The sequence below is a fragment of the Achromobacter sp. FW305-C-13 genome (assembly GCF_058783475.1).
In genome coordinates, this window is record NZ_JBYSYN010000004.1 from 387522 (window position 1) to 414140 (window position 26619).

The 26619-nt window shown below is 67.2% G+C and carries 26 protein-coding genes; 14 read left to right on the plus strand and 12 right to left on the minus strand.

Annotated features, from left to right (window positions below; genetic code table 11):
* Positions 1-46: 46 nt before the first annotated feature.
* Positions 47-949 carry a LysR family transcriptional regulator gene (locus tag AC3WMU_RS25400; protein WP_280029881.1) on the minus strand — a complete coding sequence of 301 codons (903 nt, stop codon included), beginning with the start codon at positions 947-949 and terminating at the stop codon, positions 47-49.
* A 113-nt stretch (positions 950-1062) separates the two neighbouring features.
* Between AC3WMU_RS25400 and AC3WMU_RS25405 the strand changes: the two genes are divergently transcribed.
* Positions 1063-1860 carry an alpha/beta fold hydrolase gene (locus tag AC3WMU_RS25405; RefSeq protein ID WP_492283132.1) on the plus strand — a complete coding sequence of 266 codons (798 nt, stop codon included), beginning with the start codon at positions 1063-1065 and terminating at the stop codon, positions 1858-1860.
* 17 nt (positions 1861-1877) lie between these two features.
* On the opposite strand, the gene AC3WMU_RS25410 is transcribed toward AC3WMU_RS25405, so the two are convergent.
* The gene (locus AC3WMU_RS25410) at positions 1878-2756 is read right to left on the minus strand and encodes a helix-turn-helix domain-containing protein (protein WP_427956126.1); all 879 of its coding nucleotides are present in this window, start codon (positions 2754-2756) and stop codon (positions 1878-1880) included.
* 74 nt (positions 2757-2830) lie between these two features.
* Entirely contained in the window at positions 2831-3733 is a 903-nt protein-coding gene (locus tag AC3WMU_RS25415; protein WP_035214056.1) for an NAD(P)/FAD-dependent oxidoreductase, read from the minus strand.
* Positions 3734-3857: 124 nt separating this feature from the next.
* On the opposite strand from AC3WMU_RS25415, the gene folB reads away from it, so the two are divergent.
* On the plus strand, positions 3858-4217 hold the full coding sequence (folB, locus tag AC3WMU_RS25420; RefSeq protein ID WP_006217044.1) for a dihydroneopterin aldolase: 360 nt from the start codon (positions 3858-3860) through the stop codon (positions 4215-4217).
* A 2-nt stretch (positions 4218-4219) separates the two neighbouring features.
* Entirely contained in the window at positions 4220-5185 is a 966-nt protein-coding gene (ttcA, locus tag AC3WMU_RS25425; protein WP_006227291.1) for a tRNA 2-thiocytidine(32) synthetase TtcA, read from the plus strand.
* Positions 5186-5343: 158 nt separating this feature from the next.
* On the opposite strand, the gene AC3WMU_RS25430 is transcribed toward ttcA, so the two are convergent.
* From AC3WMU_RS25430 to apaG, 5 genes are all read right to left on the minus strand, one after another.
* Positions 5344-6300 carry a D-2-hydroxyacid dehydrogenase family protein gene (locus tag AC3WMU_RS25430; RefSeq protein ID WP_006227292.1) on the minus strand — a complete coding sequence of 319 codons (957 nt, stop codon included), beginning with the start codon at positions 6298-6300 and terminating at the stop codon, positions 5344-5346.
* 63 nt (positions 6301-6363) lie between these two features.
* Positions 6364-7164: a DsbC family protein gene (locus tag AC3WMU_RS25435; protein ID WP_006227293.1), complete on the minus strand. Its 801-nt coding sequence runs from the start codon at positions 7162-7164 to the stop codon at positions 6364-6366.
* Positions 7165-7307: 143 nt separating this feature from the next.
* Entirely contained in the window at positions 7308-8477 is a 1170-nt protein-coding gene (locus AC3WMU_RS25440) for a UbiH/UbiF family hydroxylase (RefSeq protein ID WP_492283133.1), read from the minus strand.
* Positions 8474-9778, minus strand: coding sequence for a murein transglycosylase A (mltA, locus tag AC3WMU_RS25445; RefSeq protein WP_006227295.1), 1305 nt, complete (start codon positions 9776-9778; stop codon positions 8474-8476). Before mltA ends, AC3WMU_RS25440 begins: the two co-directional genes overlap by 4 nt.
* Before the next feature lie 36 nt (positions 9779-9814).
* Positions 9815-10189: a Co2+/Mg2+ efflux protein ApaG gene (gene apaG / locus AC3WMU_RS25450; RefSeq protein ID WP_006227296.1), complete on the minus strand. Its 375-nt coding sequence runs from the start codon at positions 10187-10189 to the stop codon at positions 9815-9817.
* A 128-nt stretch (positions 10190-10317) separates the two neighbouring features.
* Between apaG and rpe the strand changes: the two genes are divergently transcribed.
* The 6 genes from rpe (at position 10318) to trpC (ending at position 16016) form a co-directional block, all read left to right on the plus strand.
* Positions 10318-11046, plus strand: a complete 729-nt coding sequence (gene rpe, locus AC3WMU_RS25455; protein WP_006227297.1) for a ribulose-phosphate 3-epimerase — start codon at positions 10318-10320, stop codon at positions 11044-11046.
* Positions 11047-11059: 13 nt separating this feature from the next.
* The gene (locus AC3WMU_RS25460; RefSeq protein ID WP_006227298.1) at positions 11060-11767 is read left to right on the plus strand and encodes a phosphoglycolate phosphatase; all 708 of its coding nucleotides are present in this window, start codon (positions 11060-11062) and stop codon (positions 11765-11767) included.
* A 288-nt stretch (positions 11768-12055) separates the two neighbouring features.
* A complete protein-coding gene (gene trpE / locus AC3WMU_RS25465) occupies positions 12056-13576 on the plus strand; it encodes an anthranilate synthase component I (protein ID WP_006227299.1) in 1521 nt (506 codons plus the stop codon).
* Positions 13577-13620: 44 nt separating this feature from the next.
* On the plus strand, positions 13621-14187 hold the full coding sequence (locus tag AC3WMU_RS25470; protein ID WP_006227300.1) for an aminodeoxychorismate/anthranilate synthase component II: 567 nt from the start codon (positions 13621-13623) through the stop codon (positions 14185-14187).
* Between the two features lie 12 nt (positions 14188-14199).
* Positions 14200-15231, plus strand: coding sequence for an anthranilate phosphoribosyltransferase (gene trpD / locus AC3WMU_RS25475; protein WP_006227301.1), 1032 nt, complete (start codon positions 14200-14202; stop codon positions 15229-15231).
* A complete protein-coding gene (trpC, locus tag AC3WMU_RS25480) occupies positions 15228-16016 on the plus strand; it encodes an indole-3-glycerol phosphate synthase TrpC (RefSeq protein WP_006227302.1) in 789 nt (262 codons plus the stop codon). The genes trpD and trpC overlap by 4 nt, the downstream gene beginning before the upstream one ends.
* Positions 16017-16031: 15 nt before the next feature.
* On the opposite strand, the gene AC3WMU_RS25485 is transcribed toward trpC, so the two are convergent.
* Positions 16032-17915, minus strand: coding sequence for a sigma-54-dependent Fis family transcriptional regulator (locus tag AC3WMU_RS25485; protein ID WP_492283134.1), 1884 nt, complete (start codon positions 17913-17915; stop codon positions 16032-16034).
* Between the two features lie 207 nt (positions 17916-18122).
* On the opposite strand from AC3WMU_RS25485, the gene adh reads away from it, so the two are divergent.
* The gene (gene adh / locus AC3WMU_RS25490; protein WP_006227304.1) at positions 18123-19652 is read left to right on the plus strand and encodes an aldehyde dehydrogenase; all 1530 of its coding nucleotides are present in this window, start codon (positions 18123-18125) and stop codon (positions 19650-19652) included.
* 71 nt (positions 19653-19723) lie between these two features.
* Positions 19724-20101 carry a DUF779 domain-containing protein gene (locus tag AC3WMU_RS25495; protein WP_006227305.1) on the plus strand — a complete coding sequence of 126 codons (378 nt, stop codon included), beginning with the start codon at positions 19724-19726 and terminating at the stop codon, positions 20099-20101.
* On the opposite strand, the gene AC3WMU_RS25500 is transcribed toward AC3WMU_RS25495, so the two are convergent.
* Together AC3WMU_RS25500 and AC3WMU_RS25505 are read right to left on the minus strand one after the other, a co-directional pair.
* A complete protein-coding gene (locus AC3WMU_RS25500) occupies positions 20088-20264 on the minus strand; it encodes a hypothetical protein (RefSeq protein WP_006227306.1) in 177 nt (58 codons plus the stop codon). The two genes, AC3WMU_RS25495 and AC3WMU_RS25500, sit on opposite strands and share 14 nt — an antisense overlap.
* Positions 20261-20872: a 2-hydroxychromene-2-carboxylate isomerase gene (locus tag AC3WMU_RS25505; protein ID WP_006227307.1), complete on the minus strand. Its 612-nt coding sequence runs from the start codon at positions 20870-20872 to the stop codon at positions 20261-20263. Before AC3WMU_RS25505 ends, AC3WMU_RS25500 begins: the two co-directional genes overlap by 4 nt.
* Before the next feature lie 128 nt (positions 20873-21000).
* Between AC3WMU_RS25505 and AC3WMU_RS25510 the strand changes: the two genes are divergently transcribed.
* Positions 21001-21933, plus strand: a complete 933-nt coding sequence (locus AC3WMU_RS25510; protein WP_006227308.1) for a LysR substrate-binding domain-containing protein — start codon at positions 21001-21003, stop codon at positions 21931-21933.
* Positions 21934-22210: 277 nt separating this feature from the next.
* Entirely contained in the window at positions 22211-24271 is a 2061-nt protein-coding gene (locus AC3WMU_RS25515) for an LTA synthase family protein (protein WP_492283135.1), read from the plus strand.
* Between the two features lie 19 nt (positions 24272-24290).
* Here the strand turns inward: AC3WMU_RS25515 and selD are convergent, their stop codons facing one another.
* Entirely contained in the window at positions 24291-25352 is a 1062-nt protein-coding gene (selD, locus tag AC3WMU_RS25520; protein ID WP_424626678.1) for a selenide, water dikinase SelD, read from the minus strand.
* 152 nt (positions 25353-25504) lie between these two features.
* Here selD and AC3WMU_RS25525 point away from each other — a divergent pair, with 152 nt between their 5' ends.
* On the plus strand, positions 25505-26605 hold the full coding sequence (locus AC3WMU_RS25525; protein ID WP_492283136.1) for a transglutaminase-like domain-containing protein: 1101 nt from the start codon (positions 25505-25507) through the stop codon (positions 26603-26605).
* Positions 26606-26619: the final 14 nt, after the last annotated feature.

Sequence of the window (26619 nt, forward strand, 5' to 3'; positions counted from 1 at the left end):
TCAACCGGGGAATTATGGGCAATCGAAAAGGCTTTCGATTTTGGGACTAAGGCTTTCGAATTTCTGCGGACGCCGCTTGCAAGGCCAGCCACAACCGGTTCGCGACGGGGCCTTGCGGGCGGTCGCTGCGCCGGGCGGCCACCAGTTCTTCGATGCTGCCGGGCAGATGGCGGCTGGCAATCGACACCAGCCGGCCGTCGCGCAATTCGTCTTCGATCAGGAAACGCGGCAGATGGCCCCAGCCCATGCCTTGCAGGATGACGTCCTTCTTCATGAGCTGGTCAGGCACCGTGCATTGCGGGGCGCCATCAACCATGAAGTAATCGCGCGGCGGCGTATGGCGGGCCGTGTCGCGCATCACGCATTGCGTGGCCTCGCGCAATTGCGGGAAGCTGATGGCGCGGCCGCGCGCGGCGGGCAGGAACCCCGGCGCCGCCACCGGAACGAACGGCACCTTGGCCAGGTCCAGCCATTCGATGCGCGGATCCTGCTTGTCCACGCGATGCAGGATCAGGTCCGCGTCGCCATCGAGCAGGCGTTCGGCCGGGCCGCCCACGGCCTCGAAGTGCAGATGCAGGCGCGTGCCGGGGCACTGCGCGGAAAAGCGGTTCAACACGGCCAGCATCCACGGCCGCGGACAGAAGTCGCCGATCACCACATGCAGGTCGCTTTCCTCGCCCATCGCCAACTGCGCGGCGTGTGTGCGCAAACCTTCCAGTTCGCGCAGCAGGCCTTGCGCGCGGCGGTGGAAGGACTGCCCCGCAGGCGTCAGCCGCACGCGATAGCCGCTGCGGTCCAGCAAGGCCAGATCCAGTTGGCGCTCCAGCTTGGCCACGGCCGCGAACACCGCGGGGTGCGAACGATGCAGCGCGACGGCAGCGGCCTGGAAGCCGCCCGCGCGCGCCACGGCGTCGAAGCACTGCAGGTCGTGCAGGGTGAAGTCGCTCATGCGTGCCTCTGATGTCTGTTTTTCTGACAATGATGGTCCGGACTTTGTAATTTCTTCCGGATCGGCGCGCAACTACGATTTGCCTCATCTCCACCCGACCAGGCAGACCCGCCATGCAAGACCTTTCCTTCTTCACCACCGGCGACGGCGTGCGCATCGCCTACCGTATCGACGGCGACGCCCGCCTGCCGGTGCTGGTGCTGTCCAACTCCATCGGCACCACGCTGCACATGTGGGACGGCCAGATCCCCGCCCTATCGCGCCACTTCCGCGTGCTGCGCTACGACACCCGCGGCCACGGCGCGTCCGGCGTGCCGGCGGGCGCCTATTCGATGGACCGCCTGGGGCGCGACGTCATTGAGCTGCTGGACGGCCTGGACATCCCGCGCGCCCACTTCCTGGGTCTGTCGCTGGGCGGCTTCATCGGCCAATGGCTGGGCGTGCATGCGCCGGATCGCATCGACCGCCTGATCCTGGCCAACACGTCCGCCTACCTGGGACCCGCGCCGCAATGGGACGCGCGCATCGCCGCGACGCTCGAAGCGCCCGACATGACGGACACCGCCGCCCTGTTCCTGGGCAACTGGTTCCCCGCCCGCCTGCTGCAAGCCGGCGGCCCCGTCATCAACGCGTTCCGCGCCGGGCTGATGGCCACCGACAAGCATGGCCTGGCGGGCGCGTTCGCGGCCGTGCGCGACGCGGACTTGCGGCGCACCATTGCGTTGATCACGGCGCCGACCCTGGTCATTTCAGGGCGCGACGACACCGTGACGGCGGCCAGCCACGGCGCCGCCATCGCGGCCACGGTACCGGGCGCGCGGTCGCTGGAATTGCCGGTGGTGCACCTGTCGAACATCGAACAGCCCGAGGCGTTCATGGACGCGGTGCTGGGGTTCCTGCTGCCGCGCTGAAGCGGCCCCGCCCGGCATCAGCGCAAGGCGCTGGGGCTGGCGTTGAAGCGGCGGCGGAACGCCACCGAGAAATGCGCGGGCGCGTAGCCCACGTGCCAGGCGGCTTCCGACACGCTCATGCCGCCGTTCAGTATCAGATCGCGGCCGCGCAACAACCGCGCCTCTTGCACGCAACGCGCCATGCTCAGGCCAAACACGCGCTTGAACGCCTGTTCCAGCTTGCGCGTGTGCAGGCCGAAATCTCGCGCCAGTTCGGAGGCCCCTGGCGGCTGGCGCAGGTCGGCCAACAGCCGGCGGCGCGCTTCATGCGCCGCGTCCAGTTCCCGCGCGGCAGCGTGGGCGGGTTCCGCGGACAAGGCGGCGGTCCGGGTCGCCTGCGCCAAGGCCACGGCCGCCAGTTCCAGCCCCTTGGCAGCCAGATACAGGCGGCGCGCTGCCCCGTCGAAGGCGCAGACGCGTACCTGGTCGGCGATGCGGCGCGCGTCGCGCCCGGCTGCACCGTGCCAGACGATCGGCTCGCTCGACGGCTGACCCGGGGCGAGTCGCTTGAAGAAGTCAGGCTCCAGCCCCAGTTCCGACCACAACGCCGTATCCGGCAGGCTGACCATCGCGTACTGCTGGTCCACGCCCGCCTCGAAGGCGTCCGCGCCTTGCGCCTGGCCGGTGTTCCACGCCAGGAACAGCGTGGGGCCCTGCAAGCGCAAGGCGGTGCGGTCTTCGATCCGGCTATGCACATCGCCATCGAGCATGATGACTTTCAGGCCGCGGTGCAGCGGTTCGTCGCGCCAGCGGGTGGCGTTGCGCCGGAACACGCCCGCGTGCAGGGCGACGCCGCCGGGCTGGCTCAGTGCCGCGTCAACGCGGTGGTGTTCGGCGGCGGCACGCAGGGAAGGCATGGACGGATCCGGTTCTTATTTGAGAATAATTATTATTACCCAAATAAGGCCCGCCTGTCCGGACGGCGGCCGGCTTATTCCCCTGCGCGCTCCCAGCGGCGCTGGATGGCCTTGGCCGCCACGACCCCGTCCGCCATCGACGTGACCACGCAGGGATGCATGCGGTGCGCCACTTCGCCCACGGCGTAGATGTCGGGTACGCTGGTTTCGGCGGTGGCGAAATCCGTGCGGATGTAGCCGCGGTCGTCGCGGGCCAGCCGCAGGCCGTCGGCGAAGGCGGCTTGCGGCTCCCAGCCGTAGAAGACCAGGATCAGGTCGTACTGCTGGCCGTCCACGCTGCGCCGGGCGGGATCCACCTGGTACGGGCCGATGCGCACCCCTTCGCGGCCGGCGCGCGTCACCCATTGCTGCTGGGCGCGGACGCTGCGGGCGTACAGATGCACGGCAAGGGCGCCGCGGTTGCGCACATAGACGTAGTTTTCGAACGCGTTGTCGCCGCCGCCCAGCACCGCGACCGACAGGCCGGAATAGTCCTGCGCCACGATGGGGGACCCCGGGCCGATCAGCACGCCGGGCCAGGATGCACCCGGCGGGTGGTCCGGCAGGCCCTTGGCGCGCACGCCCGAGGCGATGACCAGCGTGCGTCCGCGCACCTGCGTCTGGCCGCCGTCGGGACCGGTCAGGGTGGCCTGGATGCCGCCCTTGCAAGGCAAGACGCCCGTCACGCGGGTGTCCAGGCGCAGCGGCACGCCGGCGGCGCGCACGCTGGTGTCGATGTTGGCCGCCACCTGCTGGCCGGTCACCCCGGGCAGCACCGCGATCCAATCGTCGGCGAACGGATTGTCATTGCCCAGACCGCCCAGGCGGGCGCTGGCTTCGACCAATAGCGGGGACAGACCCAGCCTGGCCAGCCACAGGGCGCAGGAAGCGCCGGCCGGGCCGCCGCCTACAATGACCGCATCGTGCATCTGTTGCATTTCACCCCTTATTGACTGCGCCGGCGTCCTCAAAGACGCCCGGACATGGCCGAATTGTAGCCAGCGCGCCGTCCCTGACCCGCTGTCGCCTTACAATTCCGGCTGTCCCACCCAGGTTTTCATCATGCCCACACGCCGCATCATCCTTTCCGGGCTTGCGCTCGACGCCCGCATCGGCATCCTCGAACACGAGCGACGCGCCACCCAGCCCCTGCACGTCGATGCCGAGTTCGATGTGGACATCCAGCGCTCGGTCGACGACCACGATATCCACAGCGTGCTGGATTACCGCCGGCTGCGCGAGGCCATCGTCGAGGAATGCACCCAGGCGCATGTGAACCTGATCGAAACCCTTTCCGAACAAGTCGCCGCGCGCCTTCTGGCCGACTTCCAGGAAATCCGCTCGCTGCGCCTGCGCATCAGCAAACCCATGGCCTTTTCCGACTGTGCGGCGGTAGGCGTGGAAATCCAGATCACGCGTTGACCATGAACGATATCGCTCCCCCTATCCGCTTCCGTACCGAAGCAGAAGAGAAGGCCCGCCACGAAGGCAACAAGCTGACCAAGCGCCTGGCCCGCGAGACCACGCGTGCGCTGTCCGACTACAACATGATCGGAGAAGGCGACCGCGTCATGGTCTGCCTGTCGGGCGGCAAGGATTCCTATGCGATGCTGGACATCCTGCTCCAGCTGCAAAAGCGCGCCCCGTTCAAGTTCGAACTGATCGCGGTGAACCTGGACCAGAAGCAGCCTGACTTCCCCGACCACATCCTGCCTCAGTACCTGAAAGAACTGGGCGTGCCCTTTCACATCGAGACGCAGGATACGTATTCCATCGTCACGCGCGTGCTGGAAGAAGGCAAGACGATGTGCTCGCTCTGTTCGCGGCTGCGCCGCGGCATCCTGTATCGCGTCGCCTCCGAACTGGGCGCCACCAAGATCGCGCTGGGCCACCACCGCGACGACATCCTGGCCACGTTCTTCCTGAACCTGTTCTACGGCGGCAAGGCCAAGGGCATGCCGCCCAAGCTGGTGTCCGACGACGGCCGCCACACAGTGATCCGCCCGCTGGCCTATGTAGCCGAAACGGACCTGATCGCCTACGCCGAACTCAAGCAGTTCCCCATCATCCCGTGCAACCTCTGCGGCTCCCAGGAAAACCTGAAGCGCAAGGAAGTGGGTCGGATGATCAAGGACTGGGACAAGCAGCACCCGGGCCGTTCATGGAACGTGTTCAACGCACTGTCGCGGGTCGTGCCGTCGCATCTGATGGACCGCGACCTGTTCGACTTCGTGGGCCTGAAGCCCACCGGCGTGCCGGACGCCAACGGCGACACGGCGTTTGACGCTGTGGATCCGGACGAAGACGGCGACGACGCCTGCGGCGATACGCCGGAATCGCTGGAACCGGGCGCGATCGTGGAAAAGAAGGTGATGTTCACGCGCAGCTGATGCCTATGGGTTGCGCGCGTTGAATGGCCGCGTTCTTGCGGCCATTTTTTCGCGCTCCACCCATCCTACCGATGACGCGCGTGCCCCGTAGGATGGGTGGAGCGCGCGGAATCCGGCAACGAGAGCACCGCCATTGAACGCGCGCAACCCATCACAGATCAGGCGTTCAACACCCGGATCGGCTTGCCCGCCTGGAACGCCTTCACGGCTTCCAGCGAATTCTGATAGAACGCCTCGAAGTTCTCGCGGCTGACGTAGCCCAGGTGCGGGGTCAGGATCACGTTGTCCAGGTCGCGCACGGTATCGGTGGGCGACAGCGGTTCTTCGGGATAGACGTCCAGGCCCGCGCCCGCGATGCGGAACTTCACCAGCGCGTCCATCAGCGCTTCGTTATCCACCAGGCCGGCGCGCGACGTGTTCACCAGGTAGGCGGTGGGCTTCATCGCGGCCAAGGCGGTGGCGTCCACGACATGACGGCTGCGGTCCGACAGGATCAGGTGCAGGCTGACGACGTCGGACGTGGCGAAGAGTTCGTGCTTGTCCACCCGCTTGACGCCGGCGGCCTCGGCGCGCTCGTCCGTCAGGTTGGGGCTCCAGGCCACCACGTCCATGCCGAACGCCTGGCCCACCTTGGCCACGGCGGCGCCCAACTTGCCCAGGCCGAGCACGCCGAGGCGCTTGCCGGCCAGGGGCTCGGGCATGGCGGTTTGCCACATGCCGCGGCGCATGGCCGCGTCTTCGGCGGGCAGGTGCTTGAACAGGCCCAGGATGTGCGCCCAGGCCAGTTCGGCCGTGGCGGTGTTGGCGTCGGCGCTGCCGGGCGCGCCGCACACGACGATGCCCTGCGCGGTGCAGGCGGGCATGTCGATGGCGTTATTGCGCATGCCTGTCGTGATCAGCAGGCGCAGCTTGGGCAGCGCGCGGATGCGCTCGGCGGGGAACGGCGTGCGCTCCCGCATCGCCACGATCACGTCGAAAGGCTCAAGCGTGGCCTCGACCTGTTCGTCCGGAATGAAGTTGTTGAAGATCTGGACCTCGGCGTCGCCGCCCAGCGAGGTCCAATCCGCATAGCGCCGGGCTACGTCGTGGTAATCGTCGAGAATTGCGATTTTCAAGTGCTGTCTCCGGGAGGCGTGGCGCTTGTCGCGCCAGCCTGCCCGGCCGGCGCGCGGCGCCGGTCAGTTCAAACGGGCTTTGAGTTGGTCCAGCGGGATCGCGCCGCTGACGCGCGACCCATCGGCGAAGAAGAGCGTGGGCGTGCCGCGCACCATCAACTGATGGCCCAGGGCCAGCAGCTTGTCTTCGGGCACGTCGCAACTGGCGGTAGCCGGCTTCTTGCCGCGCACCATCCAGTCGTCCCAAGCCTTGCCCTGGTCTTTGGCGCACCAGACGTCACGCACCTTGTCCTTGGAGTCCGGTGACAGGATCGGGTACAGGAACGTGTAGACGGTGACGTTGTCCAGGTCTTCCATCGTCTTGCGCAGTTGCTTGCAGTAGCCGCAGTTGGGGTCTTCGAAGATTGCGACCTTGCGCGAGCCGTCGCCCTTGACCTGCTTGATGGCCAGGTCCAGCGGCAGCTGGTCGAACGAGACGGCGCTGAGCTTTTCCTGGGATTCGCGGGTGACGTCGCGGCGCGTCATGGCGTCGATCAACGGCCCTTCCATGACCCAGGTGACCTTTTCATCCGTGTAGATCAGGTCCATGCCCAGCTGCACCTCGAACAGGCCATACGGCGTACGGCGCACGGCCGTCACGTCCATGCCGGTGAAGCGCTGCTGGAAACGTTCCTTGACGGCATCCGCCACCGGGTCGATCTGCGTGGTGGACACGCTTTTTTCGCCCTTGCCCGGCTGGCCGACAGACTGCGTGGACACGGACTTGTCGCCCTTGGCGGGCGCTTGCGCCAGCGCCGCGGTGGACAGACCCAGGCCACCGGCCAGGAAACAAGCCGCCAGGGTGGCGGAGATGCGGAAGTTCATCAGTACTCCTGTACTTATCGTGTTCTTTGGAGGCAAGCGTAACGCATCCCGAGCGGGGTTGGCCGGGCGGGGACCGGACGCAGCGCGGATCTCAGTCAGACTCCCGCCCCCTGCCAAGGTTCCAAAAGCATGCCCGACCGGGCTTAATTGGCCGAAGCACCCGCGATCAGGCGGCGCTTGACCAGCGGCGCCTTTTCGACCCAGTGCATGCCCGCGTTGCGCAACCACACCAGCGGCGTGGCGCGCGATGCGAACAGCTTGTGCAGGCCGTCGGTAGCCAGGCGCATGGCCAGCACCGGTTCGGCGCGCGCGCGCTGGTAGCGGTGCAGCACCCGGAGGTCGCCCGCCGTGCGGTAGGGTTCGCGGCCCGCCACCGTGCGCGCCAACGCCTCGACGTCGCCCAGGCCCAGGTTCAGGCCCTGACCCGCCAGCGGGTGCAGGCGGTGCGCGGCGTCGCCGGCCAGCGCGATGCCGGGCGCCACCATCTGGGCGCGTTCCAGCGTCAGCGGAAAGCCGTGCAGCTTGCTGCGGACTTTCAGCCGGCCCAGGCGGCCTTCGGAGGCCTCGGCCAGCAGGTGTTCCAGCTTTGCGGCCTGCGCCTCGGGCGGCAACGCCAGCAGCGCTTGCGCCGGTTCGGTGCGCATGGACCAGACCATCGACACTTGCGGGCCGTCCGCGGTGTCGGGCAGCGGCAGCAACGCCAGCACGCCGTCATCGCGGAACCACTGGATGGCCGTGCCCTGATGGGCGAGTTCGGCGTCCAGGTGCACGACCAGGCCGGTGTCGTCATAGGACACGGCGTCGTGTTTCATGCCTGCCGCCGTGCGCAGCGGCGAAGCCGCACCGTCAGCGCCCACGAACAGCTCCGCCTGGATGCGGGTGCCGCTTTCGGTATCGATCGCGCCATCCCGATAGCCCGTGCAGCGGTCTTCCAGCCAGGGGATGCCGAACATCCGCACCGCCTGGATCAGCACGCGCTCGATTTCGCCGGATTCCACGATCCAGGCCAGTTGCGGCAGCGCCGCCTGCCAGGCGTTCAGGTTGACCTGTCCGTCGGCATCGCCGTGGATTTCCATGGCTTCGACGGGCATCAGCCGGGATGCGGGCATGGCGTCCCAGACGCCCAGCTCGGCCAGAAAGCGCTGGCTGGCGGGCGAAATGGCGTAGACGCGCGGGTGGTAGCGGTTGGGATCGGCGGCCGGCACCGACGTGCGCGGCGCCAGGACGGCGACGCGCTGGCCGCGGCGGGCCAGCGCCAGGGCGGTGGACAGGCCGACGATGCCGGCCCCGCAAACGACGATTTGATGGCTCATCTTGCCGAGGGCTCCCCAGCTTGCTTGGGCCACAGCACCCACATCTGGCCCCGTTGTTTCATGCGGCCCGCCTGCTGCCCGGCCTCGTCGCCGTAACCCCAGTAGAAGTCGGCACGCGCCGCGCCGCGGATGGCCGTGCCCGTATCCTGGGCGAACACCAGCCGCTGCAGCGGCCGGTCGGAGGCCGGGAACGTAGTGGCCAGATACACGGGGGTGCCCAACGGCACGAACGTAGCGTCGACTGCGACCGAGCGCTTGGGCGCCAGCGGGATCGCGTAAGCGCCCTTTGGACCTTGTTCGGGGTCGATGACCGGCTCTTCGCGGAAGAAGACGACCGCCGGATTGGCGTTCAACATTTCCTGCACGCGTTTCGGATTGCGCTGCGCCCAGGCGCGGATGTTCTGCATGGACGCCTGGTCGGCAGTCAGCTCGCCGCGGTCGATCAGCCAGCGGCCGATGGACACGTAGGGCTGGCCGTTGTGGTCGGCGTACGCCACGCGGATGGTCTTGCCGGCGTCGGGGCCGTCAGTCAGCTGCACGCGGCCCGAGCCCTGCACCTGCAGGAAGAAGTTGTCCACGGGGTCGTCCACCCACACCACGACGGGCGGGCGACGGCCAGAGGACTCGATGGCGGCACGGGTGTCGTAGGGCACGACCCGCTTGCCCTCGAGCTTGCCGCGCACGCGCTTGCCGGCCAGATCCGGGTAGATTGATCCCAGATCGATCGTCAGCAGGTCGGCGGGCACGGCGTACAGCGGCCACTGATGGTTGCCGCCCTGGCGGCGCGAGCCGCGTACCAGAGGTTCGTAATAGCCCGTGACGGTATTGGTGGCCGGCTTGCCGTCGGCGGCATTCAGGCGCCACGGCTGCAGATAGGTCTGCAGGAAGCGGCGCACGCTCTCGGCGTCGCCTGCGGCCGGCGCCCGGGACGGGTCGACGGCGGCGGCGCACACGGGCTGCCAGGCGCGCGGCGTGGCGCGCGCAGGCGCGGCCAGGTTGCCGCTGGTGGGCCGCATCAGGCCGCGGCAGTTGCGCAGGAACAGCGGCCAGAACTGCGTCAGATCGTCGGACGACCAGCCCGGCATTTCGGACCAGGTCCCAGCCTTGAACTTGCCCGCCAGGGCACGCGGCGGGGTGTCCGGCAGGGCCGACAGCGACGGCACCACCAGGGGGCCGTCAGCCGCGGGGACGCGCGTGCCGGGCAGGCTGCCGGCATCGCCGGATTCAGGGGGGACGTCCGAGGGGGTGGAACATGCCGCCAACAGGACCGACAGCACGGACAGGCTAAGAATGCGCTTCATGAGCAGAGAAGAAAACGGGGCAACGGGCCGGGCCATTCAGTGCAGGGTGCGCGGCATGGCCAGGACGAATTCGGAGATCGGCACTTCGAACGGAATCCCGTTCTCGCCGACGCAGTGGTAGGTGCCGCGCATCGTGCCCACCGGGGTGGGCAGGGGACAGCCGCTGGTGTATTCGAAGGTCTCGCCGGGCGCAAGCAGGGGCTGCTGCCCCACGATGCCCAGTCCGCGCACTTCCTGCACGCGCTGGTTGCCGTCGGTGATGACCCAGTGGCGGCTGATCACCTGGGCGGGATGCTCGCCGGTATTGGTGATGCGCACGGTATAGGCAAACACGAATTGCTGTTCGCCGGGATCGGACTGTTCAGGCACGAAGCGCGGAGTGACAGAGACGCTCAGGTCGTAAGGTTTCACAGTCCTTCCCTGTGTGGCTGGGCGCGGGGGCCGGAGAACGGCGCCGGACGCTTTCAAGACGCAGTTTTTGGACCCGTGGAACCGGGCTGTTCCCGATACCGCGCCTCAAACTGCAATAATGGCACATTATGCCCTTCCCGACTCCGAACATCATGTCATCCTCCACGGCTTCCACCCGCATCACCCCCAGCATCCTGTCGGCTGACTTCGCCCGCCTGGGCGAGGAAGTCCGCAACGTCGTCGCCGCCGGCGCGGACTGGATCCACGTGGACGTGATGGACAACCACTATGTCCCCAACCTGACCATCGGCCCGATGGTGTGCGCGGCGATCCGCCCCCACGTCGAGGTGCCGATCGACGTGCACCTGATGGTCGAACCGGTGGACGACCTGGTCCCGATGTTCGCCAAGGCCGGCGCCGACTACATCAGCTTCCACCCGGACGCCAGCCGCCACGTGGACCGCACGCTGTCCCTGATCCGCGAAAACGGCTGTAAGGCAGGCCTGGTGTTCAACCCCGCCACGCCGCTGACCTATCTGGACTACGTCATGGACAAGATCGACCTGGTCCTGATCATGTCGGTGAACCCCGGCTTTGGCGGCCAGAGCTTCATCCCCGGCGCACTGACCAAGCTGCGCGAGGCGCGCGCGAAGATCGACGCCTGGATGCAGGCCGGCGGCCAGGAAATCGTGCTGCAGGTGGACGGCGGCGTCAAAATCGACAACATCGCCGAAATCCGCCGTGCAGGCGCCGACACGTTCGTGGCCGGCTCGGCCATCTTCGGCAAGCCCGACTATGCAGGCATCATCACGTCCATGCGCGAACAGATCGCCATCGGCGAAACCACCGCCATCTGAGGATCACGACGACATGACCGCTTTCCGCGCTGCGCTGCTGGACCTGGACGGCACCCTGCTGGACTCCATCCCCGACCTGGCCTTCGCGGCCAACGCCATGCGCGTGGAGCTCGGCATGACCGCGCTGCGCGAAGACGTGGTGGCCACTTTCGTGGGCAAGGGCGTGGACAACCTGGTCCGCCGCAGCCTGGCGGGCAGCCTGGATGCGGCCGACCCGTCGGCCGCCGAGTTCGACCGCGCCCGCGAAGCCTTCTACCGCCACTATCACCTGGTCAACGGTGAACGCGCCCAGGTCTACCCCGGCGTCATCGAAGGCTTGAAGCACATGCGCGACCAGGGCCTGAAACTGGCCGTCGTCACCAACAAGCCCACCGAATTCACGCTGCCGCTGTTGCAGCGCACGGGCCTGGCGGGCTTTTTTGACGCGGTCGTCTGCGGCGACACCTGCGCGCGTCGCAAGCCCGACCCCGACCAGGTGCTGCATGCCTGCGAGTTGCTGGGCGTGGCGGTGACCGAAGCCGTGACCATCGGCGACTCGATCAATGACGCGCAGGCGGGCCGTACGGCCGGCACGCAGGTCCTGGTCGTGCCTTACGGTTACAACGAAGGCCGTGACGTGCGCGAGCTGGATGTCGATGGTATAGTGGACACGCTTGTCAACGCCGCCCAGTGGGTGGCGCTCTGGAACCAAAACCAGAACGCCGCGAAAACCGCTTCCTGAAACGGAGCCCGGGGTACCTGACAAACCGCCTGACAAACCCTGAATTCTCAAAGACTTATCCCGGATCAATGAACGCTTACCCCCAGAACCAAATGCTCGGCGCCTCGTGGCGCTGGTGGCGTTTGTCTTCCGGGTGGCGATGATCCCTCCCGGCCCTGGACGCGTATGCCGCCTAGTGCCGTAGCTGTGTAAACACAGAGCCAAGCCCGGAACCAGTAACCTGGACCGGGCTTTTTTGTTGTGCGCCCGGTCTGAAAGCAAACACCAAATCGCTTACGAGACCCCGACATGACCGAAATCGAATTCAAGGCCCTCGCCGCGCAAGGCTACAACCGCATCCCGCTGGTCGCCGAGACCTATGCTGACCTGGACACCCCGCTGGGCATCTACCTGAAGCTGGCGCACGCGGGCCCGCTGGCCGGCCGCATGACCTGCCTGATGGAGTCCGTGGTGGGCGGCGAGCGCTTTGGCCGCTATTCGTTCATCGGCCTGCCTGCCCGCACGGTGATCCGCGCCAGCGGCACCCTGACGGAAGTGCTGCACGACGGCCAGGTCGTGGAAACGCACGAAGGCGATCCCCTGGCCTTCATCGAGCAATACCAAGGCCGTTTCAAGGTCGCCCTGCGCCCGGGTATGCCGCGCTTTTGCGGCGGCCTGGCCGGCTACTTCGGCTACGACACCGTGCGCCACATCGAGCCCTGCCTGGGCCCGGCCGTCAAACCCTTCCCGGCCGGCATGGAAGGCGGCACGCCCGACCTGATGCTGATGCACGTGGACGAACTGGTCATCGTGGACAACCTGGCCGGCCGCATCTACCTGATGGTCTACGCCGACCCCAGCCAGCCCGAGTCCTATAGCCGCGCCCAGCAGCGCCTGCACGACCTGCGCGCCCGCCTGCGACGCCCGGTGGAGATCCCCTACAGCCACGCCAGCATGCAGACCGAAGAGCGGCGCGACTTCAAGAAGGAAGACTATCTGGCGGCCGTGCACCGCGCCAAGGAACACATCGCCGCCGGCGACCTGATGCAGGTGCAGATCGGCCAGGTCATCGCCAAACCCTTCCGAGATTCCCCGCTATCCCTCTACCGCGCCCTGCGGTCGCTGAACCCCTCCCCCTACATGTACTTCTGGAACTTCGGCGACTTCCAGGTCGTGGGTGCGTCGCCCGAGATCCTGGTGCGCCAGGAGCGCGTGGTGGACAACGGCGTGCCGAAGTCGCAGATCACCATCCGCCCGCTGGCCGGCACCCGCAAGCGCGGCGCCACGCCCGAGGAAGACGCGGCGCTGGCCGCTGAACTGAAGGCCGATCCCAAGGAAGTGGCCGAACACGTGATGCTGATCGACCTGGCGCGCAACGACGTGGGCCGCGTGGCCGAAGTGGGCTCGGTGAAGGTCAGCGACACCATGGTCATCGAACGCTATTCGCACGTGATGCACCTGGTGTCCAACGTGACGGGCAACCTGAATCCCGGCATGAGCAGCATGGACGTGCTGCGCGCGTCCTTCCCCGCCGGCACGCTGACGGGCGCGCCCAAGGTCGAAGCCATGAAGATCATCGATGAACTGGAACCTGTGCGCCGCGGCATCTACGGCGGCGCGGCCGGGTACCTCTCTTACGGCGGCGAAATGGACGTGGCCATCGCCATCCGCACCGGCGTGATCAAGGACGGCACGCTGTATGTGCAGGCCGCCGCCGGCATCGTGGCCGATTCCAACCCCGAAGCCGAATGGGCCGAAACGGAAGCCAAGGCCCGCGCGGTGCTGCGCGCGGCCGAACAGGTGCAGCACGGCCTGGACGAACCCATCTGATCCCGGCCCCGCCCGAACCGAATACCGCCCGCACGGAGAAAAAAATGCTGTTGATGATCGATAACTACGACTCTTTTACCTACAACCTGGTCCAATACTTTGGCGAACTGGGCGAAGACGTGCGCGTCGCGCGCAACGACCAGATCACGCTGGAGGAGATCGCCGCCCTGAACCCCGACCGCATCTGCGTGTCGCCCGGGCCGTGCTCGCCGGCCGAAGCCGGCATCTCGGTGGCCGCGATCCAGGCCTTTGCCGGCAAAAAGCCTATCCTGGGTGTGTGCCTGGGCCATCAGGCCATCGGCGCGGCCTACGGCGGCGACATCGTCCGCGCCCAGCAGATCATGCACGGCAAGACGGTGAAGATCTCGCACACGGGCACCGACATTTTCACCGGCCTGCCCACCCCGTACACCGTGATCCGTTACAACTCGCTGACTATCGACCCCGCCACGCTGCCCGACTGCCTGGCAGTGACCGCAACCGCGCCGGACGGCGACATCATGGGGGTCCGCCACAAGACGCTGCCCCTGTACGGAGTACAGTTCCACCCCGAATCCGTGCTCAGCGAACATGGCCACGCCCTGCTGCGCAATTTCCTGAACCTCGCCTGAGAAGGACGCATCGTGACGATTTCCCCCACCGAAGCGCTGACGCGCTGCATTGAACACCGCGAAATTTTCCACGACGAGATGCTGCATCTGATGCGCATGCTGATGCGCGGCGAGATGTCTCCGCAGATCGCCAGCGCCCTGCTGATGGGCCTGCGCGTGAAAAAGGAAACCATCGGCGAGATCACCGCGGCCGCGCAGGTCATGCGCGAATTCGCCACCCCCGTCGTAACGCCGAATCCGCAGGATCTGCTGGATATGTGCGGCACGGGCGGCGACGGCAGCCACACGTTCAACATTTCGACCACCGCCATGTTCGTGGCGGCGGCGGCCGGCGTGCCGATCGCCAAGCACGGCAACCGCAGCGCCTCGTCCTCCAGCGGCAGCGCCGACGTGCTGGAAGCCCTGGGCGCCAACCTGGTCCTGACGCCCGATGAGGTCGCCGAGTGCATCCAGGCTACCGGCATCGGCTTCATGTTCGCGCCCGCCCACCACGGCGCCATGAAGAATGTGGCCGCCGTGCGCAAGGAACTGGCCGTACGCACCATTTTCAACATCCTCGGGCCGCTGACCAACCCTGCGGGCGCCGCCAACCAGCTGATGGGCGTGTTCCACCCCGACCTCGTCGGCATCCAGGTGCGCGTACTGGAGCGCCTGGGTTCGCGCCATGTGCTGGTCGTGCACGGCAAGGACGGCATGGACGAAGCCTCGCTGGGCGGCGCCACGCTCGTGGGCGAGCTGAAAGATGGTCAAATACGGGAATATGAAATCCACCCCGAAGACTACGGGCTATCCATGATGTCCAACCGGTCCATCAAGGTGTCCAATCGCGAGCAGTCGCGCGAACTTGTCATCGAAGCGCTGGACAATGTCGAGGGCACCGCGCGCGACATCGTTGCGCTCAATGCGGGGCTTGCCATCTATGCCGGCAATAAAGCCGATTCCATTCCCGAAGCCTTAGCGCTAGCATTTGAATTGATTGCCACCGGCGCGGCGCGAGCCAAGCTGGAAGAATTCTGCGCATATACCCGGAAATTCCAGAAATGAACGATATTCTTGCGAAGATCCTCGCCGTCAAGGTCGAGGAAGTCGCCGCCGCCCGCCAGATGCGCAGCGAAGCCGAAGTCCTGCGCGAAGCGCAGGCGCGCCAGGACGTGCGTGGCTTCGCCCAAGCCATCGAAGACAAGATTTCGCAGGGCAAGGCCGGCGTCATCGCTGAAATCAAGAAAGCGTCGCCCTCCAAGGGCGTGCTGCGCGAAACCTTCGCCCCCGCCGACATCGCCTCTACCTATGCCGTGCACGGCGCGGCCTGCCTGTCTGTGTTGACGGACGTGCAGTTCTTCCAGGGCTCGCACGACCACCTGCGCCAGGCGCGCGCCGCGTGCTCGCTGCCGGTGCTGCGGAAAGATTTCGTGATCGACCCCTACCAGATCATCGCCGCCCGCGCGATGGGCGCGGACTGCGTGCTGCTGATCGTGGCCGCGCTGTCGCCGTCGCAATTGCGCGACTACGAAACGCTGGCGATGGAACTGGGCATGGACGTGCTGGTGGAAGTGCACGACGCGCGCGAGCTGGACGTGGCGCTGACCATGAAGACGCCGCTGCTGGGCATCAACAACCGCAACCTGCGCACCTTCGAAACCAGCCTGAAGAACACGCTGGACCTCTTGCCCAACATCCCGGCGGGCAAGCGCGTCGTGACGGAAAGCGGCATCTTGAAGCCCGAAGACGTGAAACTGATGCGCGACCACAAGGTCAACGCGTTCCTGGTGGGCGAGGCCTTCATGCGCGCCAAAGACCCCGGCGCCGAACTCGCGCGCCTGGTCGGCTAAAGCCGCGTACCCAGGCTATCGCGCGCGCGGCAAACCCAACGCCGCCGCGCGCCGGTACACGGTGCTGCGGTGCACACCCAGCGCCCGCGCCGCTCTGCTGACATTGCCGCCGTGCGCGGCCAGTGCTGCGCGAACGGCAGCATCCGTCATCGATTGCAGATCTGCCGTGCCGCCTTCGGGCGGCGCGGCGACCGCATGCGCGTTGTCCGCCACGGGCCGCAGTTCGGCGGGCAGCATATCTGCATCAACCACGCCTGACGGCCCCGCCAACACATGCAAGGTGCGCAGCACGGCTACCAACTGCCGGTAGTTGCCCGGCCACGGGTAGGCCGCCAGCAGCGCTTCGATGGGCGGCGGCAACACCGGCCCCCCCCCCTGCGCCGCCCAGAGCGCGCGCAGCAATTCCAGACGGTCGGCACGCGCGCGTAGCGGCTCCAGCGTGACGGTGTACTCGGCGATACGGAAATACAGGTCGGGACGCACCGGCGCATCGGCGCCTTCGTGGGCCAGCGGACGGTGCGTGGCGCACACCAGCGCAAAATCCACCGGCACCGGCCGCGCCGCGCCCAGTGGCGACACCTCGCGCGTCTGCAACACGCGTAGCAACCGCGATTGCAGCATCAGCGGCATGTCGCCGATCTCATCCAGGAACAGCACGCCGCCGTGCGCCTGCCGCAGCAAACCCTTGCTGCCTTGACGCCGCGCCCCCGTGAACGCGCCATCCTCATAGCCGAACAATTCGGATTCGATCAGGCTTTCAGGCAAGGCGGCGCAGTTCACCGCCACGAACGGGCCGGATGCCCGCTTGCCGCGCGCATGCAATTGGCGCGCAAAGACCTCCTTGCCCACGCCCGTTTCGCCTTGCAGCAAAATGGACACGCCCGCATCTGACAGGTGCACGGCGCGCGCCAGTGCGCCAAGTGTGGCGGCGTCGAAACTGGGTGCGGCCGGGCGCGTGGCATCGATGCTTGGCAAGGCCGGCGCCACCGGCTGCGGCGCACGCGCACGCGGCAGTCGCAGCCGCGCGTGATAGCTCGCGCCCGTGCGAGTATGCACGCGGCCCGCGGCATCGGGGCAACGTTCCAGTACACCATCGAAGACATCGCTGTAGCGGTACACCCCCAACGCCGTTGCGGCCAGCCCCAGCGCCTGCAAGGCACGGCGGTTGGCGCCAATCAGCACATCGCCCTGAAACGCCAACAGGCCTTCGCCTGGTGCGCCCAGGCCGGAATGGTGGTCGTGCAGCCGCAGCACGGCATGGTGCTCATAGGCTTGTTCAAACAAGCGGTGTTCGATCAGATCGACCGCGGCGCGCACCAGCGCCAGGACGTCGGGACGGATGTCGCGCGCCTGGCTGGATAAATCCAGCACGCCGAGCGTTCGGCCTTCGCTATCGGTAATGGGCACCGCCGCGCAAGTCAGGATGCGATTGGGTTCGAAGTAGTGTTCCGCGCCATGCACGGTGATGGGCCGGCCTTCGACCAGCGCGGTGCCGATGGCGTTGGTGCCGGCGGCGGCTTCGTCCCACGGTGCGCCGGGCATCAGCGCCACGCGCGACGCCCGGTTGGCGAACCCCGCATCGCCGTCGCTATCCAGCACCAGCCCTTGGGCGTCGGACAGAATCACCAGATTGCCGCTGCCGCCCGCCTCGCGGCGCAGATACGACATGGCGGGTTCGGACAGCCTGCGCAGCGCTTCGTTGCGCTGCTGGGCTTCGCGCAGTTCGCCTTGCGTCATGAGTTCGGCACGGCGCACGCCACGCATGTCGAAGCCCAGGTCCGCGCAACGGCGCCAGGATCGAAGGATGGGTTCGGCAACGATGCCGCCCGGCACCGCTCCCTGCTGGTTGAACAGCAGGCGCGCTTGCGTCAGCGCGTGCTGACGAGAATGAGTGGCCATGCGTGTCTCCTAGGACAGGCGTTCTGCGACACCTGTTCCGCGACAATGTCGCAAAAAACGGCAGTTGCCCGGGGTTGCGCGGGCTGATCAACTTTCGCACGTGAGAGCGCGCGCTGTCCAGCGGGGAAGCCCGCAGGTTGGCATGTTCCTTGCTTGATACCGGATAGGCAGCCGACTGCCGCTATCCCAACAATTTCGGAGACAAGCATGGACATCGCGACCCGCATCACCCCGGACTCGTATGGCACCCGTCTGGACCTGAAAACGCAGTACGACAATTTCATTGATGGAAAGTGGCAGAAGCCGGCAGACGGTGAGTACTTCGACAACGTCACTCCGGTGACCGGCCAGGTGCTGACCCGCAACGCGCGCTCCAAGGAGCGCGACATCGATCTGGCGCTGGACGCCGCGCACCGCGCCGCGCCGAAATGGGGTGCGACCCCGGCCGCCGAACGCGCCCGCATGCTGATGCAGATCGCAGACGTGATGGAAGCCAATCTGGAACGCTTGGCCACGGCCGAAACCTGGGACAACGGCAAACCCATCCGCGAAGCCCGCGCCGCCGACATCCCGCTGGCGATCGACCACTTCCGCTATTTCGCCTCGTGCATCCGCAGCCAGGAAGGCGGCCTGTCCGAAATCGACAGCGACACCGTCGCCTATCACTTCAATGAACCGCTGGGCGTGGTCGGCCAGATCATCCCGTGGAATTTCCCCATCCTGATGGCCGCGTGGAAGCTGGCGCCTGCGCTGGCCGCGGGCAATTGCGTGGTACTCAAGCCCGCGGAACAGACGCCGCTGGGCATCCTGCTGCTGATGGAACTGATCGGCGACATCCTGCCCCCGGGCGTGGTGAACGTGGTCACGGGCTTCGGGCTGGAAGCCGGCAAGCCGCTGGCTTCCAGCAAGCGTATCGCCAAGATCGCCTTCACCGGCGAGACCACCACCGGCCGCCTGATCATGCAGTACGCGTCGCAGAACATCATTCCGGTGACGCTGGAGCTGGGCGGCAAGTCGCCCAACATCTTCTTTGCCGACGTGGCCGCGCAAGACGACGACTTCCTGGACAAAGCGGTGGAAGGCTTCGTGATGTTCGCGCTGAACCAGGGCGAAGTGTGCACGTGCCCCAGCCGCGCGCTGATCCAGGAATCGCTCTACGACAAGTTCATGGAACGCGCCTTGAAGCGCGTGGCCGAGATCAAGCAGGGCAACCCGCTGGACGGCGACACGATGCTGGGCGCGCAGGCGTCCACCGAGCAACTGGAGAAGATCCTGTCGTACCTGGACATCGGCAAGCAGGAAGGCGCCGACGTGCTGGCCGGCGGCTCGCGCGCGCAGATGCAGGGCGCGCTGGAAGGCGGCTATTACGTGCAGCCCACGGTCTTCAAGGGCCACAACAAGATGCGCGTGTTCCAGGAAGAGATTTTCGGGCCGGTCGTGGCGGTGACGACGTTCAAGGACGCCGATGATGCGCTGGCGCTGGCCAACGACACGCTCTATGGCCTGGGCGCAGGCGTGTGGTCCCGCGACGCCAACACGTGCTATCGGATGGGCCGCGCCATCAAGGCTGGCCGCGTGTGGACCAACTGCTATCACGCCTATCCCGCGCACGCGGCGTTTGGCGGCTACAAGCAGTCGGGCATCGGACGCGAGAACCACAAGATGATGCTCAACCACTATCAGCAGACGAAGAACCTGCTGGTGAGCTATTCGCCGAAGAAGCTGGGCTTTTTCTGATCGTCAACCTGCGGCCGGCGCGCCGGGCCTTCGGGCCTGGCGCGCCGGCGCTCCCGGATAGGAATGACGCCATGACAGAGCACACGCCGCGCGTGGTCGCGACCGACGAGGCGCGCAAGCTGATCGATACCTTGCGGACCAAGCACGGCCCCTTGATGTTCCACCAGTCGGGCGGATGCTGCGACGGCAGTTCGCCCATGTGCTATGCGCTGGGCGAATTCATGGTGGGCGGCTCGGACGTCCTGCTGGGCGACCTGGAGGGGTGCCCGTTCTACATGGGCGAGGACCAGTTCGCTTATTGGGAGCACACACAGCTGATCATCGACGCCGTGCCCGGTCGCGGCGGCGCCTTTTCGCTGGACAGCGCGGAAGGCAAGCGCTTCCTGCTGCGCTCCCGGCTGTATTCGGACGAGGAATGGGCGCAGGTGGCCCCGGTCACGAAGGGCTGAAGGAACCGCCCTTGTTGCCTGGGCCATGGCCGGCCGGGTCTTGCGCCTGCCCGGCCTGCTTCCACTGGAACGAGACGCGCCGAATGCGGGCGGCGCGGAATTGCGTGAACGAACGGCCGCCCGGCATGGGCGCGCCGCGATAGGCACTGCTTGCGTTTTTCATCGTTGGGCCCACTCCAGGGCGTCTTCAAGCCGGTCATTACCCCAAAACATTTCATCGCCCACGAAGAACGTGGGCGCGCCGAACACGCCGAGGTCGCGGGCGCGGTCCACCTGCCGGCGCAGCGCCTCCTTGGCGGCCTCGGACTTGGCCTGGGCTATCAGGGCGTCCGCGTCCAGCGACAGCTGGGTCAGCAAGCCATGCACGACGTCTTCGGCCTGGATGTCCAGGTCATGCTGGAAGTTGGCGCGAAACACCGCCAGGCAGAAGTCGCGGCCCCAGGGTTCGTCCTGCCCCAGCAGCCCGATGCGGGCCGGCAGCACGCTCATGCGCGGAAACAGGCGCGGGCGGTTGTAGACCACGCCGTATTTGTCGGCCAGGCGGGCGATGTCGCGCATCATGTACGCGCCCTTGCCCGGGAACAGCCGGAACGGCGTGTCGTTCCACCCCTGCGCCTGGAAGATCGGGCCCAGCAGGAAGGGACGCAGGTCGACCCGCACGCCGGCGGCCTGCGCCAGGGCGTCGACCCGCTCAATCGCCAGATAGCTGTAAGGGCTGGCGAAATCGAACCACATCTGCATGCGGGGCGAGTCAGGCAACGGCGCGATCATCACGGGTACTCCGGCGGAAAAGGTGGCGCGACGGCGCAGGCAATGCGCCTGTCGCAGCCTGTTATTGAACGCCGTCGGCGTACTATTACTCAAGCGACATTTCCGTCTGATACGCATGAGTTTTGCGAATGCCATATCCGCTGGCCAAACTTCCCCCGCTTGACCTCGTCCGAGGCTTTGTCGCCGTGGGCCGCCGCATGAGCATCACGCTGGCCGCGCAGGATCTGCATGTGACGCAGTCAGCCGTCAGCCGCCAGATCCGGGCGCTGGAGGCGCATCTGGGCGTGCCGTTGCTGGTGCGGGGTTTTCGCAGCGTGTCGTTCACGTCGGAAGGTGCGCAACTGTTCCGCATGGCCGACGTGTGGCTGAGCCAGCTGGGCGACCTGACCGAACAGCTGCGCGCCCCCGAACGGCGCACGCCGGTCACGGTGACCACGACCATCGGCGTGGCGTCCCTGTGGTTGCTGCCCCGGCTGGGGGAGTTCCAGGCGGCGCACCCGCATATCGACGTGCGCGTGGCCGCCGACAACCGCCTGATCGACATCGACCGCGAAAGCGTGGACATCGCCATCCGCTACAGCCCGCGCGAGATGGTGCCGGACGGGGCGGTCTGGCTGTTCGGGGAATCCGTGGTGCCGGTGGCACATCCGTCCCTGCAGGCGCGCGAGCTGGACGCCCGCGAATTGCAACGCCATGTATTGCTGGAATTCGACGACCCGACCCGCCCCTGGCTGCAATGGTCCGAATGGCTGAACGCCCGCGGGCTGGGCCGCACCCGCGCCAAGGGCATGCTGCGCTTTAACCAGTACGACCAGATCGTGCTTGCCGCGCTGGCGGGCCACGGCATCGCGCTGGGCCGGCTGGCGTTGATCGCGCCCATGCTGGCGGACGGACGGCTGGAGGCGGTGGGCGGGCAGGCGGCTCGGGCGACGGAACATGCCTACTGGCTGGTGCGCAACGCGCGCCGCAGCACGCCGGACGCCGATGTGGTGGCGCAATGGCTGACCGAACAGGCCGCCATGACCGCGCGCGACCTGTCCCCCGCGACAAACGCCGGTTAAGCCCGGTACGCCTCCATCACAAAGCTATACAAACCTTTGTACATTCGGGCACGGCCTCCTGTACATTTCGCGCTGCATGGCGAACGGCCGCGTTAAACCCAACCACGAAAAGCCCCGATCGCTCGCTGCCATTCCGCCCCTTGGGGCTGCGCCCCCCTGGACACGGGCCGGAATCTCTTTCATGCGCCCTCCCCCGCGCCGGTCTCGCCCGACAGGACCGCGGGCATCCTATTGCCGCTATCCGCGTGTTCGCCGATAGCTCCTTCCCCCGGTGCAGATGAAGCGCTTCCCTCCAGCGTATGCGTGGCAAGACTGGTCTCTCAATGTTCAACGCGCGTTCCTGCTTATCCTGGCGCCCTGGCTGGTCAGCGTGCTGGCGCAGTTTGCGGGCCGGGCCTACCTGCTTGCGACCTATGCGCCGCCAGCGACGTATGCGGCGCGTCCGCAGGACGTGGGCAAGTCGCTCGGCGTCGGGCTGCTGTTCGACATCAAGGTGACGAGCATCGTCTTTTCGGCCTTGCTGCTGCTGGCGATGCTGGCCGCCGGCAGCCGGACCTTGCACGCGCGCTGGCTGCGCTGGATGCCCGGCGTGGGGGCCGGCCTGGCCGCCCTGTTCGCGGCCTCGACGGTAGTGACGGTCTGCTACTACGCCACGTTTTCGCGGTCGATCGACATCTTCGTATTTGGCCTGATCGACGACGACACCCGCGCCATTGCGATGACGCTGTGGCACGGCTACCCCGTGGCTCAGGCAGGGCTGCTGCTGTCCGCGGTGCTGGCCTCTACGTGGTGGCTGGGCACACGCTGGCAAGGACGCGTGCAGCGCCTGCCGCTGCAGCGCCGCGCGCTGGCCCCGGCTGCACTGCGTGTGCTGCTGATCGTTGCAATCACCGTGCTGGCTTGCCGCGGATCGCTGGGCCGCTTCCCCTTGAACAAGGACGACACCAGCATCTCCAGCGTGCGGCTCTTGAACGACATTACGCCCAACGGCATCTCGTCGTTTTTCTGGGCCCTGGCCGAACGCGGCAACGACAAGCGCTTCCAACCGGTCACGGCGGCAGCCGGCCAGGCGCTGTACGAGCGCTTCCTGGGCCACCCCGCACAGGGCCTGCAACCCTTCATGGCCGTTACCGCAGCCAATCCGGCCGCCCGTGCGCGGCCGCCGCACGTCGTGCTGCAGGTCATGGAAAGCATGGGGCATCACCTGAACGCCTATGACCAGCCGGGACGCGACCTGCTGGGCGCGCTGCGGCCGCATTGGCAACAGGACTGGCGCTTCGATCGCTTCCTGTCGGAAGGCAACGGCACCATCGATTCGCTGTCGCGCCTGCTGGTGCGCAGCCCGGTGTCCGCCATCGGCCAATCGTCCGCGGCCGACGCCGAGTTCGCCAGCAACGCCTTCGCGCCGTATCTGGCACGGGGCTACCGCGTGCTCTTCGTCACGTCAGGCGCCGCCACATGGCGCAACCTGGGCACGTTCGCCACGCATCTGGGCGCCCATGAATTCATCGACCAGCAGACCCTGCGAGCCCGTTATCCCGAGGCCGAAGCCGGCACCTGGGGCGTGCCCGACGAGTACATGTTCCGCTACATCGAAAGCCGCCTGGCCGAGGCGGACCCGGACGGTGCGCCGCTCTTCATCATCGCGCTGTCCACCACGCATCACCCGCCGTTCCTCATTCCCGAAGGCGGCAAGCACGGCGACCTGCCGCTATACGACGTGACGCGCCAGCCGTACTTCAAAGCCTGGGATGGCCTTGCCGACGCCTTCGACACGCTGCGCTATGCCAACGACCAGCTCGGGCGATTCCTGACACGCGTGAAGGCCTCGGCCAGCGGCAGCCGCACCATCGTGGCGGTCACGGGAGATCACAACCTGTTGGGCATCGATTACCAGGACGACAAGGACGCGGCCTTGGCGCGCGCCGTGCCGTTCTACCTGTACGTGCCGCCCGCCTATCGGGCCGGCGCCACGTATGACCCGACGCGCGTGGGCAGCCACAAGGACATCATGCCGACGCTGTACCAGTTGAGCCTGCCGGACACGCCGTACTTTCGCACCGGCTGCGACCTGCTGGCCGCGCGGACGGATCCGGTATGGTGCTTCGGGATGAACGACCCGGATGTGACGATCACACAGGACGGCGCCTACCGTCAGACCCGGCCGGGCAAGATCCTGCCGTGGGCCGGCCCCGCCGGCCTGGCGCTGGCCCGCGAGCAGGACACCTCAACGGCGCAGCTGGCCGAGCAGAAGCGCCTGCGCGCCTACCCCGACTTGTTGCGCTGGCAGATCAACTATCAGGTGCAGACGCAGCCGCACCCCCACCCGCGGCCATAGCCCCGCCTGGTCGACCCGCTTATTCCACGCGCACCTGCGCGTCGCCGGCGGTCATCTCGCCGACCACCGCAGCCTGTTCGAAGCCCTGGCTGCGGAACAGGTCCAGCACGGCGTCCGCGGCCTCGGGTGCGCAGGCCACGAGCAAGCCGCCGGACGTCTGCGGATCGGTCAGCAACGCACGCTGCGTGTCGGTGACCGCCGCGCCCAGCTGCACCGAGCCCCCATAGGACGCCCAGTTGCGGCCGGACGCGCCGGTGATCACGCCATCGGCCGCGAAGGCCTGCACGCCCGGCAACCAGGGCAAGGCGTCCAGGCGCAGCCGCGCGGTCAGCTTCGCGCCGCGCGCCATTTCCAGCGCATGCCCCAAAAGGCCGAAGCCCGTCACGTCGGTGATCGCGTGCACGCCGTCCAGCGCGGCCAGCGCCGGGCCAGGGCGGTTCAGGCGCGTGGTCGTGTCGATCATCACGCGGTAGCCCGCGTCGTCCAGCCGGTTCTTCTTCAGCGCGGCCGACAGGATGCCCACGCCCAGCGCCTTGCCCAGGATCAGCACGTCGCCCGCCCGCGCATCCGCGTTGCGCTTGAGACGGCCGGGGTGCACCAGGCCCATCGCCGCCAGACCGTAGATCGGCTCGACGGAATCGATGCTGTGGCCGCCCGCGACCGGAATGCCCGCGTCCTCGCAGACCGATTCGCCGCCGCGCAGGATGTCGGCGATGACGCTATGCGGCAGCACGTTGATCGGCATGCCGACGATGGCCAGCGCCATGATGGGCGTGCCGCCCATCGCGTATACGTCCGACAGCGCGTTCGTAGCCGCGATGCGGCCGAAGTCGAACGGGTCGTCCACGATGGGCATGAAAAAGTCGGTGGTGGCGATGAGCGCCTGCTCGTCGTTCAAGCGGTAGACCGCGGCGTCGTCGGCGGTCTCGGTGCCCACCATCAGGTTCGGATAGCTGGCGGCGGGGCCGAAACGCTTGAGCAGTTCGGACAACACCCCGGGCGCGATCTTGCAGCCACAGCCGCCGCCGTGGGACAACGACGTCAAACGCGGCACAGCCGCCGTGGCAACATCCTGGGTCATTTCAATCTCCATGGGTCAATGGAAAAAGGATAGCACCGCCGCCGAGGTTGGCTCTATGATGATCCGGCAGGATGCGTAGGAGCACACCCCAAGGGACGGCCGCCCGGCCAAGGGCGCACCGATAGCCAAACTTCACCGTGCGTGAGGGCTTCATGGATCGCCGACACTTTCTCCGACTCTCCGGCGCATTGTGCGCCGCCACAACCGCCTTGCCGCAAGCGCTGCGCGCGCAGCAGGCTCCCGTCAGCGCCGACTGGCGCAGCTTTGAACTGACCACCGACATCAGCGTGAAAGACCCCGGCGCGCACACGCGCATCTGGGTGCCGGTGCCGTACGCCACCGACACGCCGTACCAGCGCGGCGCGCAAAGCACCTGGCAGGTCAGCGGCGGCGGCACCGCCCAGCTGATGCGGGCGCCCGGCTACGACGTGCAGATGCTGGCCGTGCAATGGCCCGATGCCCAGGCCCCGCGCCACGTCACCGTGACCAGCCGCTTCCAGACGCGCAATCGCCGGGTCGACCTGACGCAGCCGCCGCCCTCGGACGCCATGCTTGAACGCCCCGCCGCGCTGCGCGAATTCCTGAAACCCACCGCACTGCTGCCCACCGACGGCATCGTCAAGACCACCGCGGACCAGATCACCCGCGGCCACCAGGGCGACCTGGCGCGCGCCCGCGCCATCTACGAATGGGTGGTGGAAAACACCTGCAGGACGGCCGCGACCCGCGGCTGCGGCGTGGGCGATGTGCGCTACATGCTGACGGCGAACGACCTGAACGGCAAATGCGCCGACATCAACGCGCTGTTCGTGGCCCTGGCCCGCGCCGCCGGCATCCCCGCACGCGACGCCTATGGCTTGCGCGTGGCCAATTCCGAGCTGGGCTACAAGAGCCTGGGCAAGGCCGGCGACGTCACGAAAGCCCAACACTGCCGCGCCGAGTTCTACGCCGCCGGCTATGGCTGGATTCCGGTCGACCCCGCCGACGTGCGCAAGGTCATGCTGGAAGAGCCCCCGGGCGAATTGCCGCTGACCGACGCGAAGGTGCGCGCCGCGCGCGTCATGCTGTTTGGCGCGTGGGAAATGAACTGGGTCGCGTACAACCACGGCCACGACGTCGTGCTGTCGGGATCGGTGCATGACCCGGTGCCCTTCCTGATGTATCCCAACGGCGAGACCAGCGCCGGACGGCTGGACAGCCTGGACCCGGACAGCTTCAGCTACAAGCTCAGCGCCAAACCCATCGCCATCTGACCCGCCCGCGGAGG

Excerpts from the sequence above, each read along its gene's own strand:
- AC3WMU_RS25400 (WP_280029881.1), bottom strand. The coding sequence starts at position 949 with ATGAGCGACTTCACCCTGCACGACCTGCAGTGCTTCGACGCCGTGGCG.
- AC3WMU_RS25405 (WP_492283132.1), top strand. The coding sequence starts at position 1,063 with ATGCAAGACCTTTCCTTCTTCACCACCGGCGACGGCGTGCGCATCGCC.
- AC3WMU_RS25410 (WP_427956126.1), bottom strand. The coding sequence starts at position 2,756 with ATGCCTTCCCTGCGTGCCGCCGCCGAACACCACCGCGTTGACGCGGCA.
- AC3WMU_RS25415 (WP_035214056.1), bottom strand. The coding sequence starts at position 3,733 with ATGCAACAGATGCACGATGCGGTCATTGTAGGCGGCGGCCCGGCCGGC.
- folB (WP_006217044.1), top strand. The coding sequence starts at position 3,858 with ATGCCCACACGCCGCATCATCCTTTCCGGGCTTGCGCTCGACGCCCGC.
- ttcA (WP_006227291.1), top strand. The coding sequence starts at position 4,220 with ATGAACGATATCGCTCCCCCTATCCGCTTCCGTACCGAAGCAGAAGAG.
- AC3WMU_RS25435 (WP_006227293.1), bottom strand. The coding sequence starts at position 7,164 with ATGAACTTCCGCATCTCCGCCACCCTGGCGGCTTGTTTCCTGGCCGGT.
- AC3WMU_RS25440 (WP_492283133.1), bottom strand. The coding sequence starts at position 8,477 with ATGAGCCATCAAATCGTCGTTTGCGGGGCCGGCATCGTCGGCCTGTCC.
- mltA (WP_006227295.1), bottom strand. The coding sequence starts at position 9,778 with ATGAAGCGCATTCTTAGCCTGTCCGTGCTGTCGGTCCTGTTGGCGGCA.
- rpe (WP_006227297.1), top strand. The coding sequence starts at position 10,318 with ATGCCCTTCCCGACTCCGAACATCATGTCATCCTCCACGGCTTCCACC.
- AC3WMU_RS25460 (WP_006227298.1), top strand. The coding sequence starts at position 11,060 with ATGACCGCTTTCCGCGCTGCGCTGCTGGACCTGGACGGCACCCTGCTG.
- trpE (WP_006227299.1), top strand. The coding sequence starts at position 12,056 with ATGACCGAAATCGAATTCAAGGCCCTCGCCGCGCAAGGCTACAACCGC.
- AC3WMU_RS25470 (WP_006227300.1), top strand. The coding sequence starts at position 13,621 with ATGCTGTTGATGATCGATAACTACGACTCTTTTACCTACAACCTGGTC.
- trpC (WP_006227302.1), top strand. The coding sequence starts at position 15,228 with ATGAACGATATTCTTGCGAAGATCCTCGCCGTCAAGGTCGAGGAAGTC.
- AC3WMU_RS25485 (WP_492283134.1), bottom strand. The coding sequence starts at position 17,915 with ATGGCCACTCATTCTCGTCAGCACGCGCTGACGCAAGCGCGCCTGCTG.
- adh (WP_006227304.1), top strand. The coding sequence starts at position 18,123 with ATGGACATCGCGACCCGCATCACCCCGGACTCGTATGGCACCCGTCTG.
- AC3WMU_RS25495 (WP_006227305.1), top strand. The coding sequence starts at position 19,724 with ATGACAGAGCACACGCCGCGCGTGGTCGCGACCGACGAGGCGCGCAAG.
- AC3WMU_RS25500 (WP_006227306.1), bottom strand. The coding sequence starts at position 20,264 with ATGAAAAACGCAAGCAGTGCCTATCGCGGCGCGCCCATGCCGGGCGGC.
- AC3WMU_RS25505 (WP_006227307.1), bottom strand. The coding sequence starts at position 20,872 with ATGATCGCGCCGTTGCCTGACTCGCCCCGCATGCAGATGTGGTTCGAT.
- AC3WMU_RS25510 (WP_006227308.1), top strand. The coding sequence starts at position 21,001 with ATGCCATATCCGCTGGCCAAACTTCCCCCGCTTGACCTCGTCCGAGGC.
- AC3WMU_RS25515 (WP_492283135.1), top strand. The coding sequence starts at position 22,211 with ATGAAGCGCTTCCCTCCAGCGTATGCGTGGCAAGACTGGTCTCTCAAT.
- selD (WP_424626678.1), bottom strand. The coding sequence starts at position 25,352 with ATGACCCAGGATGTTGCCACGGCGGCTGTGCCGCGTTTGACGTCGTTG.
- AC3WMU_RS25525 (WP_492283136.1), top strand. The coding sequence starts at position 25,505 with ATGGATCGCCGACACTTTCTCCGACTCTCCGGCGCATTGTGCGCCGCC.